The organism is uncultured Nostoc sp. (assembly GCF_964245575.1).
Classification (GTDB): Bacteria; Cyanobacteriota; Cyanobacteriia; order Cyanobacteriales; family Nostocaceae; genus Nostoc.
The window spans coordinates 1-14,106 of sequence record NZ_CAXTNP010000213.1 but is presented as its reverse complement, the minus strand read 5'-3'; the positions used below and the strand labels follow the sequence as shown (position 1 = coordinate 14,106).

8 protein-coding genes are annotated in these 14,106 nt (G+C 41.1%); 5 read left to right on the top strand and 3 right to left on the bottom strand.

All coding sequences use genetic code 11. From position 1 onward, the window contains the following. Positions 1–178 precede the first annotated feature (178 nt). On the top strand, positions 179–1,957 hold the full coding sequence (locus ACFFAP_RS27155; RefSeq protein ID WP_375514138.1) for an asparagine synthetase B family protein: 1,779 nt from the start codon (positions 179–181) through the stop codon (positions 1,955–1,957). A 247-nt stretch (positions 1,958–2,204) separates the two neighbouring features. Further along, positions 2,205–2,459 (top strand): hypothetical protein, encoded by a 255-nt coding sequence (locus ACFFAP_RS27150; protein WP_375514137.1) that lies wholly within the window; start codon positions 2,205–2,207, stop codon positions 2,457–2,459. A 220-nt stretch (positions 2,460–2,679) separates the two neighbouring features. On the opposite strand, the gene ACFFAP_RS27145 is transcribed toward ACFFAP_RS27150, so the two are convergent. Then, on the bottom strand, positions 2,680–3,342 hold the full coding sequence (locus tag ACFFAP_RS27145) for a Coq4 family protein (RefSeq protein ID WP_375514136.1): 663 nt from the start codon (positions 3,340–3,342) through the stop codon (positions 2,680–2,682). Positions 3,343–3,854: 512 nt separating this feature from the next. Here ACFFAP_RS27145 and ACFFAP_RS27140 point away from each other — a divergent pair. After that, on the top strand, positions 3,855–9,308 hold the full coding sequence (locus ACFFAP_RS27140) for an AAA family ATPase (RefSeq protein ID WP_375514135.1): 5,454 nt from the start codon (positions 3,855–3,857) through the stop codon (positions 9,306–9,308). 65 nt (positions 9,309–9,373) lie between these two features. Here the strand turns inward: ACFFAP_RS27140 and hisC are convergent, their stop codons facing one another. Beyond that, positions 9,374–10,474: a histidinol-phosphate transaminase gene (gene hisC / locus ACFFAP_RS27135; RefSeq protein ID WP_375514134.1), complete on the bottom strand. Its 1,101-nt coding sequence runs from the start codon at positions 10,472–10,474 to the stop codon at positions 9,374–9,376. Positions 10,475–10,744: 270 nt separating this feature from the next. Here hisC and ACFFAP_RS27130 point away from each other — a divergent pair, with 270 nt between their 5' ends. Further along, entirely contained in the window at positions 10,745–11,902 is a 1,158-nt protein-coding gene (locus ACFFAP_RS27130; RefSeq protein ID WP_375514133.1) for a WD40 repeat domain-containing protein, read from the top strand. Between the two features lie 565 nt (positions 11,903–12,467). Here ACFFAP_RS27130 and ACFFAP_RS27125 read toward each other — a convergent pair. Then, positions 12,468–12,734 carry a Precorrin-3B methylase gene (locus ACFFAP_RS27125; protein ID WP_100897963.1) on the bottom strand — a complete coding sequence of 89 codons (267 nt, stop codon included), beginning with the start codon at positions 12,732–12,734 and terminating at the stop codon, positions 12,468–12,470. Positions 12,735–12,961: 227 nt separating this feature from the next. Between ACFFAP_RS27125 and ACFFAP_RS27120 the strand changes: the two genes are divergently transcribed. After that, a complete protein-coding gene (locus ACFFAP_RS27120; protein ID WP_375514132.1) occupies positions 12,962–13,834 on the top strand; it encodes an MBL fold metallo-hydrolase in 873 nt (290 codons plus the stop codon). The last annotated feature ends 272 nt before the right edge of the window (positions 13,835–14,106 follow it).

Here is a 14,106-nt window from a genome sequence, read left to right as displayed (position 1 = left end):
GATTTGATTCGGTGAATTACTCGTAGAGACTCAATACTTGGGACTGGGGACTGGGAAGAAGGAATAAAGGTGTACTGAGTTTTTTTCACGCAATCAAATATGAGTCCTATACTTGGTTTATTATGACCCTTGTTCTTGGTATTAAGTATAAAGAAGTAGAAAATTTGTAAAACTTTCCATGCTATTTGATGCATTTAAAAATCGTAAATCTCCTAAAATCGAATTTATCAAGACTGACCCAACCTGGCGCGTAGCGTGGGGAACAGTTGATGAAAATTATGAAGATATCGCTTGGCGAGATGAAAAAATTTCTGTAATTCTCCCACGCACAGCTTCGGGATTTCAAACGGAAAAATTAGCAATCAGTTCTGGAGGAAGATTTGTTGTTGTTGGTGATGTTTGGTTAACTAACCGAGTGCAGTTGCTGCAAAAGTTGGGAATTGAACCGGATAGCTTTAAAGGAAGTTTTCTGCAACTGGTTGGCAATCTTTGGGAACGATGGGGCAATGAATGTCTTAGCCAACTTGTGGGGATGTTTGCGTTAGTGATATGGGATAGAGAAAAACAGGTATTGCGGTTAGTTCGCGATCGCATCGGTGTTCGTACCCTCTATTACACTACCACTGGTTCGGTTCGTTGGATTGCGCCTCAACTGAGAACTTTATCACCCCATCGTTCATCCGATTTAGATTTGGTGGCGTTGCGAGATTATCTTTGTTGCGCCTTCGTTCCAGGAGAACGAACGCTTTGGGAACAGGTGCGGGAACTTCGACCTGGAACCGTTTTAGAATTTCCCGACTATAAAGTTCAAGCTTATTGGCAGCTTCAAGAACAGATTATAGCAATAGATCAACCCTTAGCATGGCATGGCGATCGCTTGCGAGAACTCCTAGACCAAGTTGTTCAAGAATATTTACCACCAGCCAATCAACCCGTCGGCGTTTTTCTTTCTGGCGGTTTGGACTCTAGCGGTATCACTGCTTTAGTAGCAAAATTCCACAAAGCCCCAGTTCACACCTTCTCGATTCATTTTGGTTCGGAATGTCCCAATGAGTTAGAATTTTCCAGTCTAGTTGCATCCCATTGCCAGACGCAGCACCACATTTTAGAAATTACTTTTAAGGATATGTGGTCACGCCTACCGGAAACAATGGCCTATTTAGATGACCCCATTGGCGACCCACTGACTGTTCCTAACCTTTTGCTGGGACGACTGGCGAGAGAAAGCGTAGAAGTAGTTTTAAATGGTGAAGGTGGCGACCCTTGTTTTGGTGGGCCAAAAAATCAGCCAATGCTAATCAATAGTTTATATGGGTCTGTGACCAATCAGGATGCATTGCAAGCTTATTTAATTTCCTTTCAAAAGTGCGCTGTTGACTTACCACAACTTTTAAAACCAGAAGTTTGGACAGCAGTACAAACAGCACCTTGGGTTTTTGAAGAAGATTTATCTTCCCAAGCTAGCTATCTCAATCGTTTGATGGCAATGAACATCAAATTTAAAGGCGCTGACCAAATTCTGACGAAAGTCAGTAACTTGACTCAAGCAGCCTTTTTGCACGGTCGTTCTCCCCTGTTTGACCAACGAGTAGTAGACTTAAGCATGGAAATCCCTCCAAAATATAAGCTTTCTGGAGTGGAAGAAAAAGCAGTTTTAAAGCAAGCGATTACCTACGGTACGTCTTTGACGAACGCAGATATTTTGCCAGACACAATTATTCATCGTCCCAAAAGTGGCATGATGGTGCCGGTGCAGTTAGGATTTCGGAAATATTGGCAGCAAGAAGCCAGAGATTTATTACTCAATCGAAATGCAGCTATCACTCCTTACTTGAACCAGTTGCCAATTCGCAATTGGTTAAACTATCAAGGAGATACTTGGAGTCGTTATGGAGTCAAGCTGTGGTTGCTTGTGAGTTTAGAAATTTGGTTACAGGTGAATCAAAAAGCGCAGTAGTCAAAGCAAAAAAAGAATACGTGATGACTAAGTGAGTTAGCCGGAGCCTATAGTATAAAAAATTACATAATAAAGTTTTCAACTTTTTTCAACTGGATAGTTATTTCTGTCTTCTTGCAGTAGCCATATAAATATATTTTTAACTACAATATTAACTTATTCTAGAATTTGAATTTTATAGTGTGTAATTACACGTAGAAAAAATCAAGCCTAGAACTCTTAATAAAAAATTGCAGGCAGCAAACTAATGACACAGCCTAACTCCCAAGACAAAAATAACTTTCTTTACCCTCGTAGCCGATATTATGGTAATTTCCAGCCAGAAACCTTAGCGTTTAATGCCAACCTCCAAGAATTTGCCCAAAAAATTGGTTACATCACTAGCTTAAAAACAGGTGGAAAGCTGTCTCCAGAAGAAGCTTACCAGCAAATTAGGGCGCTTTGGAAACAGTTGAAACATAGCAAAAAGGAACTGGCTATTGATGGAAATAAAGAAATATAAGCTTTTAAAATGACGTGCGAACTATTTTAAGCATATAAGCTTAAGAAAAGCTCTAAGCTATGCAAAAGTGATAGAGCCTTTAATGCCATTGAGCATTAGTGGGATGAGTTAGGCAATATCTACGACGGGCTGCGCCTACCACTAGTTGACCCCCAAAATGCACACAGGAGACTCATCAAGGGGGATAGTCAGATTCACCCTTAATGTAAGATGCGTTGCATTAAGTTTCACAAAGAATAATGTTGAAAGAAGTACGGACATCCTCCAGTGGCTTTGACCAAAATAAATTCCATTCAATACCAAACAGAGGCAAAGCCTGTTTTCCCATTAGCCATCCTGTAGTTATTGCATCCATATATTTTGTCGAAACCTCAATATCGTAAATAGCAGCTTTGACAAGATTTTTAGCTAATAATGCTAACCAGAAACGCGAAAAGTGTAATTGAGCAACATAAAAAGCTTCTAATTGAATTTCTCCAATAATGTTCGTATTGCATCCAGTAAGAATATGCCAAATGTCGTGTGTTTCTGTGATATGCGCTCCTAAAAATTGGTACTCATTCTCTACTTGTCCTGAATGTAAAGGTTTCAAATTGTTTTTGAACATGTGTTCAGCATAGGTGTATCCCAGTGTATTGGTAGGTAAACAATAAAGTTGTTGGAGATCGATATCACCTAATTTTGGGCGCTTTTGAAATGCTTCTTTTCCTTGTGGTGTGCTATGAAGAAGTTCTATTATTTTTTGTAAGCTATGCAAATCACCAACAGTATTTGCCAATTTGCCAATACTTTCAAAGTCACCATCAGGCGCTTTTACTATATTTATAATGCTCTCTAGTGCGCTATCCTGCCATGTTGGCTCAAGTTTGGCTACAGAATGCATTCTTAAAAACCTCTGTCAACGCTTTGTCTTTTAGTTTGACACGCTATCAGAGTTTTGGTAAGTCAGAATCTGGTGATGATTGGAAAACGATAAACACGCACAAGTCTTAGAGCGGAATTACCGAAAGTTGAAGAAGAAGGCAGGAAGAATATTGCCCTCTACCTCCTGCTACTAGAGCAAGCTGGCTTGCGGTTTAAGTCAAAAGCACCAAAATCTTTGAAATGGTGAGTCCAGTGCTGTAGGTGGGTAACAGTCGTAGGCAATTGGGTGTCTTCGTAGCGTTAGCGATAGCGAAGCGTCGGAACGAGCGTCACCCGTAAGCGTTGCTTGGAATTAGATAGGGTTGTTCGCAAAGCGTCTGGTAGAGAAGCTTCATCTAAATTCCTATCTCCAGCAAGAACTGCCTTCTGTTTTCTTCACTCACGATTTGAAGAGTTAATTTAACTTGAATTTCGGGAATTATCATAGTAACCACCAAAATCTATTATAAAACAACATTCAGCCAAGTAATAATGCTTAGATTAATTGCTCGCATCCCGGACTATAGTATTACAAGTTTAATTTATGAAGCTACTACCACAGTACTTTGTCGAGCATACTCCAAGGCTAACGGGCACTCAGTTGTTATCAAACTGCTCAAAGCAGAGTATCCTACTGTCAAAGAGATTGCCCAGATTAAGCACGAATACGAAATTATCCAAAACTTGAACATTGCAGGTGTAATCAAAGCCCATGAATTAATCAGTTACGACAATGGTTACAGTAATGGTCTAGCACTGGTTTTAGAAGACTTTGGTGGAGAATCTTTAAAAGCTCAGATTTCTAATACAGGCTTTGAACTTATAAAATTTCTCAACATTGCTCGTCAAATTACTGAAACTTTAGGAGAGCTACATACCCACCACATTATCCATAAGGATCTTAAACCGGAAAACATTCTTTATAACCCCAGTACCGAAAAAATAAAATTGATTGACTTCAGCATCGCTTCGCTGCTGTCAAAAGAAAGCCCAGAAATCAGTAGCCTCAACCTCCTAGAAGGAACGCTGGCTTATATGTCGCCAGAGCAAACCGGACGCATCAACCGAACCTTAGATTATCGTACAGATTTTTACTCATTAGGTGTCATTTTTTACGAAATGCTCACGGGTCGGCTCCCCTTCCAGAATGCTCAAGACCCAATGGAGTTGGTGCATTATCACATTGCGAAAATTCCAGTAGCTCCCCACGAGATTAATCCTAATGTACCACTGGCAATCTCTGCGATCGCTATGAAACTTCTGAGCAAAACTGCTGAAGACCGCTACCAGAGTGCTTACGGGTTAAAAGCTGACCTAGAGCAAGCAGCAATACAACTGCAAATAAAAGGCAGCATTGAGCTTTTTAGCTTAGGCCAGCAGGATTTTTCACATCAATTCCAAATAGCTCAAAAACTTTACGGTCGGGAACTAGAAGTGGCGGCTTTAATGGCTGCCTTTGAAAAAGTCAGCCTTGGTTCTAGCGAAGTTGTGTTGGTAGGAGGATACTCTGGTATTGGCAAATCCTCACTAGTTAACGAAGTTCACAAACCGATTGTCCGGCAACGAGGTTACTTCATCGGTGGCAAATTTGACCAACTCAAGCGAGATATTCCTTATGCTTCTTTGATTGAAGCATTTCGAGAATTGATGCGACAACTGTTAGCTGAAAGCCAAGCCAGAGTTGAGGTTTGGAAAAATAAATTACTACAAGCATTGGGAGTTAATGGTCAAGTTATTATTGATGTCATCCCGGAAGTAGAACTAATTATTGGGCAGCAAGCGCCTGTACCGCAGTTGGGGGTTGCTGAGTCTCAAAATCGTTTTAATCGGGTGTTTAAGCAATTTATCCATGCCTTTACTGCTGCTCTCCATCCCTTAGTACTGTTTTTAGATGACCTCCAATGGGCAGATGCTGCCTCTTTGAAGCTGGTCGAGAATTTGATGACTGACGCAGAAAGTCAGTATCTATTGCTGATTGGGGCTTACCGAGATAACGAAGTTAGTCCCACCCATCCACTGATGCTAATGCTAGAGACAATTCAAGCATCTGGGGCAACCGTTGAAGAGTTGCTTTTGAAGCCATTAGCAGCACTTCATATTACTCAACTGGTTACTGACACGTTCAATTGCGAATTATCTCAGGCAGAACCTTTAGCTGATTTGCTATTTCAAAAAACCCAAGGTAATCCCTTTTTCTTGACTCAGTTACTAAAAGTACTGCATCAAGATAATCTCTTGACATTTGATTATCGTTCGGGTTTCTGGCAGTGGGATCTCAACAAAATTCAGTCACAAGCCATTACCGATAATGTCGTCGATTTAATGGTGAATAAAATTCAGAGACTCTCAGAACCAACGCAGCAAGTTTTACAATTAGCTGCTTGTGTTGGGAACCGTTTTAATCTAGAAATTCTAGCTGTAGTAAACGAAAAATCTGCATCAGCAACAGCAATTGATTTATGGGAAGCTTTGCGGGCAGGATTAATTCTTCCCTTAAGCGATACTTACAAAATCCCTCAATTGTTGAACGAATCGGAATTGGCAACATACTGCGATACTGCGGTACAAGTTGACTATAAGTTTTTGCACGATCGCGTTCAGCAAGCTGCCTATTCTTTAATTCCAACCGACCAGCAACAACAAGTACACCTGAAGGTTGGAAAATTACTATTACATAATACTGAAAAAGCCCAGTTAGAAGAACATCTTTTTGATATCGTCAACCATCTCAATGCTGGCAGTTCATTGATTGTGGAACTAGCAGAAAGATATGAAGTGGCAGAATTAAATCTGAGAGCAGGTCAACGAGCAAAATCATCTTCGGCGTTTGTAACTGCACTAAAATTGCTGAAAATAGGGATGAGTTATCTCCCTGAAAATAGCTGGCAAGATAAATATTTACTCACGTTAACTTTGTATTTACAATTTGGAGAGGCAGAATTTTTAAATGGTAAATATGAGGAAGCTTTGCTGATTTTTGAGCATATTTTTAGCAAAGTTAAAACTACTATTGATATGTGTCGGGTGAATGAATATCGGATTATGTGTTATCGCATGGAGAATGACTTAAACTCCGCATATAAAATTGGGTTAAACACCTTGGAACTTTTAGGCTTTGAGTTTACAGCTTATCCCGATGATGCATATCTGTTGGAAAAACTCAATCAAACCAAAAAAGTTATTGGCGATCGCTCAACTTTTAGTCTCGCAGAACTACCGCCAATGCAAGACGAAGAGAAGTTAATGGCTCAACGCATCTTAAAAGAAGTCTGGCCTATTGCTTACTTTTTAGGATCTAACGCGTTGCATATCACATCTATGAACATAACTCAACTTTCAGTTCAGTATGGCAACTCACCAATTTCAGTATTTGGTTACATGCTGTATTCTTTCAACCTAGTATTTCAATATGGTGAGGTAGATTCAGGTTATGAGTTTGGTGAGCTATCTCTGCGTTTGCATGAAATTTTAAGAACGAAGGAATTAGAAGCGAATATTTTGAATATGTGGGGAGGTTTAATCTGTCATTACAAAGACCATATTAGTCAGGCAAAACCTTATTTAATAAAGGGATTTAATAGTGGTTTAGAAACAGGTTCTTACCAATGGTCTGGTTATTGTTCAGTTAATTTTTTGTGGCAATCGTTATTTGGGAATGAATCTTTGGAAAAAACCGCAGAAATAGCCGAAGATTTTATTCCCACTCTTCGCAAGATTGACAAAAATATGTTGAACTACCATCTGCTGGCTATGGAAGCGATCGCTAACCTGACTAAGCCAGCAGATAAGATTGACCAACTTCTTGGAGCTTGGGCAGATGAACAGCAAGTGCTAGAGTTTGCGTTGGCATCTTCGGATATGTTGAGTGCATTTGTAGTTTACATCTATAAACTTGCGCTCTGTAACTGGTATGGAGAATATATCAAAGCTGTTGAATATGCAGAGAATGCAGAAAAATTTGTTGGGGGAGCGCGAGGAATTTTTATTAATCCTGTTTTCTATTTTCACCAAAGTATTGCCTTAGCAGGGGCTTATGCAGAGGCAGATACCGCAACTCAAGTCATTTATCTGCATAAACTAAATGCCAACTTAGAAAAATTCCAGCAATGGGCAATGCACTGCCCAACCAATTATCAACACAAGTTCCTGCTGATTCAAGCTGAAATTACTCGGATTTACCAACAAGATTATCAGGCAATGGAGTTGTATGACTTAGCGATCGCTTCTGCTGCCGAAAACGGTTATTTACAAAATGAAGCCTTGGCAAACGAACTAGCATTTCGATTTTACTTGGCTAAGGATAGAACAAACTTTGCCAAAGTTTATTTTAAAGAAGCCCGTTATCGCTATCTAAAGTGGGAAGCTACGGGTAAAGTCCGGCAACTAGACGAACAATATTCCCAACTTTTTACAGACACAGTCGGGGAAGTAAATGGGCGGGGTACGGCTACAAAGCAGATTCGGGATATTTCTGAAGCTAAAACCCAAGCTCTAGATATCAGCACAGCGATTAAAGCATCGCAGGCACTCTCAAGCGAGATGGAGCTAAGTCGGCTGCTGGAGAAGATGATGACGATCGCGATCGAGAATGCTGGTGCCCAAATGGGTTATCTACTTGTAAAACGCGAGAACCAGTGGGTAATTGAAGCCGAAGGAAGCATTGATCGAGATCAAGTGACAGTGCGATCGTCCAGTCTGGTGCAAGTAAAGCATAAATTGCCAGTTTTACTGATTAACTATGTTGAAAGAACAAAAGAAAATTTGGTTTTAGACGATGCTAGTCACACAGAGCGTTTTGTGAGTGACAACTATATTGTTGCCAATCAACCCAAATCAATTTTGTGTTCGCCTTTTGCTCATCAGGGTAAGCTAACTGGAGTTCTTTACCTGGAAAATAACCTCACCACCGGAGCCTTTACCGCAGAGCGATTAGAGGTACTGAACTTATTGACTTCGCAAGTTTCCATCTCTATAGAAAATGCTCGACTCTACACAAATTTGCACATATATTCCCAGGAGTTAGAAATTTCGGAAACACAAGCGCGTGAGAAAGCAAAGCAGCTAGAACACACGCTCAATGAATTGAAGCTCACCCAGTCTCAGATGGTGCAAAGCGAAAAAATGTCTAGCTTGGGGCAGTTGGTGGCAGGCGTTGCTCACGAAATCAATAACCCAGTCAGCTTTATCTACGGCAACCTTACTTACGTTAATAATTATTTCAAAGACTTGATGAGTGTAGTAGAACTTTATCAACAGCAAAACCAGAATTTACCGCCTAAAGTTCAAAGTGAGATAGATGCGGTTGACTTAGATTTTTTGATGGAAGACTTACCTAAGCTGTTGGCTTCAATGCAAGTAGGAACTGATCGCATTCGCCAGATTGTATTATCTTTACGAAACTTTTCCCGCCTAGACGAAGCTGAAGTCAAAGCCGTTGATATCCATGACGGTATTGATAGCACCCTAATGATTTTGCAAAATCGGCTCAAACCCCAACCAGACTCTCCGGGAATTCAGGTAATACACGAGTACGGCAACCTGCCACCCGTAGAGTGCTACCCTGGTCAACTGAATCAGGTATTTATGAACCTGATCGCAAATGCGATCGACTCTTTAGAGGAATTTAATGAACATCGCACTTATGCCGATATTCTACGTCAGCCAACCATCATTACAATTCGTACCACTGTTGAAGGTGATTTTGCCGTCATTCGCATTGCTGACAACGGTTCTGGTATAACCGAAAATGTGCGGCGGCAACTCTTCACACCCTTTTTTACCACCAAACCTGTTGGTAAAGGTACTGGTTTAGGGCTATCTATTAGTTACCAGATTGTGACTAATAAGCATCGAGGAAAGTTGGAGTGTGTATCGGTTTTAGGACAAGGGGCTGAATTTATTATCTCTATCCCACTTCAGGCAAGGCTAGAAGCCCTGAGTGTCTAATTACTTAAGTAATAATGTTGAGAAAAGCAGTCATAAGTAGAACGTACTTTATATCTCAATACGGTTCAGTTAACCCTTTTTTCTCCCCCTGCTCCCCCTACTCCCTTATCCCCAGTCTCTAACAAATAAATTAGTGCTTCCACTAAAGCCTGATTTTGTTCATCAGTACCAACAGTAATGCGTAATTTATCATCTAGTCCAGGCTGCTTGAAGTAGCGGATTAAAATTCCCCGTTCCTTCAGTTTTTGATAGAGATATTCTGCGTTTCCTTCTTTTGGCTGTACCAGCAAAAAATTAGTTTGGGAATCCCAAAGATGAAAACCTAATTGTTTTAATTCTGTTGCTAACTGATTCCGCGATGCTTTAATCTTTGCCACACAAGCATTTTTATAAGCTTGATCGGTAATAGCAGCCGTACCAATTGCACAAGCGATCGCATCAATGTTATAGCTATCTTTCACCTTAAACAATCCCTGCAACAGCTTGGGATTTGCCACCCCAAATCCCAGCCGTAATCCAGCCAACGAGTACCCTTTAGAAAGTGTGCGAATTACGATGACGTTTTCGTAGTCCTTTACCAAAGCCAATGCATTCTCTTCGGTAAAATCTATGTATGCTTCGTCAATCACTAAAACTCCAGATAACTGGCTGGCTAATTTTCGCAGATCATTTGTTGCTACCACATGCCCCGATGGACTATTAGGCGATGCAATGAATGTCACAGATCCATTGGCAGCAACCAGTTCTTCCAAAGGTAAACTGTAGTCCTCGCTGTAGGGAATCTCAATAATTTCCGCAGCTTGCATTTCTGTTAATGTGCGATATAGCACGTAAGTTGGCATCGGATAAACTACCTTCTTGCCAGGTTCTGCACAGGCTCGAATTACTACGCTTAACAATTCGTCACTGCCATTTCCCACAATTATCCAATCGCTAGGAACACCTAAAACTTTACTTGCAGCTTGCCGGAACTCCCCCCCGAAAGGTTCTGGATACCTTCGCAACCACTCGCCATCGATATTCCGCAGCACAGCTAGCGCCGCAGGCGAAGGAGGATAGGGGTTCTCGTTACTGTTGAGTTTAATTATCTGTGTACCGCGTTGAGGCTGCTCACCAGGAATATAGCTAGCCATTGCATCAACATTAGAGCGAAAGTAGTTGGTCATAGAGTATGAAATATGGAAAAAACAGATTTTTATTCTGCGTTGTAAAAGAATGTTCAATTTTGGATTTTAGATTTTAAATTTCTTCTTCAATCCAAAATCCAAGTTGCGCTGTAAGCGCACCAAAGGTGCGACTCAAAATCTAAAATTGGCAGAGTTAGGAGTTCACTAGGCATTCAATCCTTGGTTCAAGGGAAGCAAGCTACGCGGCGATGATCTAAGCCTGTTAAATTATACTCAATCTTAGACTGTGGTCTATCAGATGTGGTGAGGGTGCGATGGCGTACCCGCCCTTTCCGGTGGCGATCGCACCTGATCAAATGGGAACCCTGTTATATAATTGCGTTCCTCACCGCCATGAAATTATTGAATTTTCTCAAATCCAAACCAGCTATTACAGCCTTAGCGATCGCAGTCAACATCACTGTGATTGTCATTGATCTACATTCTTCCAGTTCAAATCCCCCCATTCGTAAGAGTACAATTACTCAGTCCCAAATACATATTCAACTTGTTCATACACTGACTGAGCATAAAAAAGTTACTTTTGGTGTTCCAGCAATTGCCATTAGCCCGGATGGGCAAACCCTGATTAGTGGAGGTAGAGATGATACAATTAAATTCTGGAATCTACGTACTGGAAAATTGCTGCGTAGTTTAGAAGCTCACTCAGATGGTGTTACTTCAATTGCTATTAGTCCAGATGGCAAGCAGCTTGTAAGTGGTGGGATAACTACCCCAACAATGAAGGTTTGGGATTTACGCACTCAATTAATGCTTAAGGGCGAAAATGGACATACCCAGCCAGTAGAAACCGTTGCTATTAGTTCAAATGGTAGATTTATTGCTAGTGGCAGTGACGATCGCACAATCAAGCTTTGGGATTTACACACGCTTAAGTTGCTTGATACCATTGCTGCACACTCAGACTTTGTGAGTAAGGTTGCATTTAGCCCTGATATGCAAACCCTTGTGAGTACTGGGGGTGGCAATGACAATACAATTAGACTCATTGATCTGCAAACTAAAAAAACACGCCATATTCTCAAAGGGCATAAAACCGGAGTTGATGCTATTGCCATTACTCCAGATAGCAAAAAGCTCGTCACTGGCAGTTTTGGTCAACTCGTTTCTCGAAATCGTGCAATTAGCACCCTGAAGTTATGGAATCTTCAAACTGGAAAACTGCTGCATGAGTTTCCTGACAATTTTAGTTCAGTTGAATCTCTTGTCATTAGCCCCGATGGAAAAATTCTGATCTGCGGCAATTTTGATGGCAGTATTAAACTGTGGAGCTTAGAGACTTTGAAACTCTTACACACATGGAGGGATGGTTCCAGTTCAGTTTTAGGGCTTGCTCTGAGCCTGGATGGTAAAACCCTCGCTAGTAGCAATGAGGATAGCACTATCCATATTTGGCAAATTAACTAACTGCATTAGCTATAGCAATCCTAAATTAGTTGTAAAAATCTCTCTTTATGAGTAATTAAAGAGGGTTAAGAGGCTATTTACAGACTAAAAATAAAATTCTTGTAAGGTGTGTTAGGCGTATATTTCGATATGATTTGTCACGAAAAACATGACGTGAGTGCTTAACACACCATGTTATTAGGACTTACGCACTGTACAAATGTATCGTGATCTGAATTAACGATGCTCCCGGAAGTTTTCAGGCTTTTCTTAATTATCTTGCGATCGTAAATAGACCATGCTGTAGGGGCACAGCAATGCTGTGCCCTTACGAAAGATGTGGTTTTTAAACTTATCCATATTTGGGATTTCTTGTCAATGCGTAAATTCTAGTTATATAACGGTGCGTTAGGCTAAAGCCGTAACACTCCCTACTTAAGTTTGACTTTATAAATAATCTTTAAGGCAGAATAGTATGATGGGATAATTGCTGATTTGCCTTTACAAGCTTAGTAAACTCTTACAAAGTTTTTGCCTTTTTTACCTGCTGTAGCTGTGATGCACTGAATATCATACCCAATAAGGACTATTTTGATTTTCGTGCCGATTTGGGCGGTGTTCGGTGTGCGCCAAAGTACTTCTCACTGCGATAGCGCAGCCATACCCGCAACACTTGCGGAATCTGCTCTTTTTGTTCCTTGCTCAGTGTATTGTAAAGGAAGATTGCGCGATCGCGCTCACCTCGACAAGCAGCGTTATTGTGAGCATCCCAATAGCTGCGGGCTACCCGAATCCGCCGACAGACTTCCTTAATCAGCGCTTCTCCTGTGAGTGGAGCGTCCTGCTTTGCCATACTCAGATGTGATAAATTTCTAATCCCATCCTAGCGAGTCAGACTCATTCTCACAATTACAACCTAAACAAGTCAAAGGCGCAAATCGTCACAAGACTTTAGATACAGACAGCAAAAGTAATTCAGCAATCAAACCCTGTGAAAACATAAATTTATTCACTCCTAAGTATGGTGATTATTCATATTTTTTCATCTTTAAAAGAGATTAATGCTCGGTAGAATAATTTATGCGTATTCATCATCTTAATTGCGGTTGTATGTGCCCGATTGGTGGGGCACTCTTCGACGGTTTTAGTCGTGGGCTAACAGCCTGTCTCGTCTGTCACTGTCTGCTCATCGAGACAAATGAGGGACTTGTTCTCATAGATACAGGCTTTGGTCAGCGCGATATCAAAGCGCCATTATCAAGACTCAGCCCCTTCTTCATGAATTTGAATCGGATCAAGTTTGAACAAAAATATACGGCGGTTGCGGCTATTGAGCAGCTCGGTTTAAACCCGCGCGATGTCCGCCACATAGTGCTTACTCACCTCGATTTTGACCATGCAGGCGGGTTAGAAGATTTCCCCGAAGCAACCGTGCATGTAATGCTCAGTGAGATTGAAGCCGCCAAGGAACGGCAGGGCTTTGTCGCATCTCGACGTTACCGCCCTGGCCAGTGGGACGAAGTAAAAAATTGGAAGTATTATTCGCCTGGTGGTGAACCTTGGTTCGGCTTTGAGGCAGTACGTAACCTTGAAGGACTACCGCCCGAAATTCTCCTGATACCGCTCGTCGGTCACACACGGGGTCATGCAGGTATCGCTATTGAGACATCCGAAGGCTGGCTCTTACATGCAGGCGATGCTTACTTTTACCGACACGAAATCGGCTCTCCTAAACGAGTTTGCACACCTGGACTGCGTGCCTACCAATGGTTCATGGAGGTAGACCGCAAGGCTCGACTTTATAATCAAGAAAAGTTACGTGCGTTATCGCTCGACCACAGTAGTGAAGTGCGCCTATTTTGTAGTCATGATGCGATCGAGTTCAAAACTTTCGCTGACCAAGATAATTCGCAATTGCAGAAAGACAATTTGCGCTCAACAGCCTCCAATTAGCTCAAAAACTCAATGCATCTCAACGGAATTATGTGGTTTTCAAAGTTCGGCTGAGATGCGTTGATGAGTTTCAACACACTCATCTCAAAGTAAAATATCTTAATTAAGTTTGTCAAGTTTTTAATACCTGCTCAAGTTGATTTCAATAAGCAATCAAGCATATTGCTTTCTCAAAATGCTTGATTGCTTTCTGATTTCAGTAAATTCAGCAAGCAAAAAGGTATATTGCTTTCTCAAAATGCTTGATTGCTTTCTCATTTCGGTATATCGCG

What these genes read in the sequence shown, in the direction of transcription:
- ACFFAP_RS27155 (WP_375514138.1), top strand. Translation starts at nt 179, where the DNA reads ATGCTATTTGATGCATTTAAAAATCGTAAATCTCCTAAAATCGAATTT.
- ACFFAP_RS27150 (WP_375514137.1), top strand. Translation starts at nt 2,205, where the DNA reads ATGACACAGCCTAACTCCCAAGACAAAAATAACTTTCTTTACCCTCGT.
- ACFFAP_RS27145 (WP_375514136.1), bottom strand. Translation starts at nt 3,342, where the DNA reads ATGCATTCTGTAGCCAAACTTGAGCCAACATGGCAGGATAGCGCACTA.
- ACFFAP_RS27140 (WP_375514135.1), top strand. Translation starts at nt 3,855, where the DNA reads ATGCTTAGATTAATTGCTCGCATCCCGGACTATAGTATTACAAGTTTA.
- hisC (WP_375514134.1), bottom strand. Translation starts at nt 10,474, where the DNA reads ATGACCAACTACTTTCGCTCTAATGTTGATGCAATGGCTAGCTATATT.
- ACFFAP_RS27125 (WP_100897963.1), bottom strand. Translation starts at nt 12,734, where the DNA reads ATGGCAAAGCAGGACGCTCCACTCACAGGAGAAGCGCTGATTAAGGAA.
- ACFFAP_RS27120 (WP_375514132.1), top strand. Translation starts at nt 12,962, where the DNA reads ATGCGTATTCATCATCTTAATTGCGGTTGTATGTGCCCGATTGGTGGG.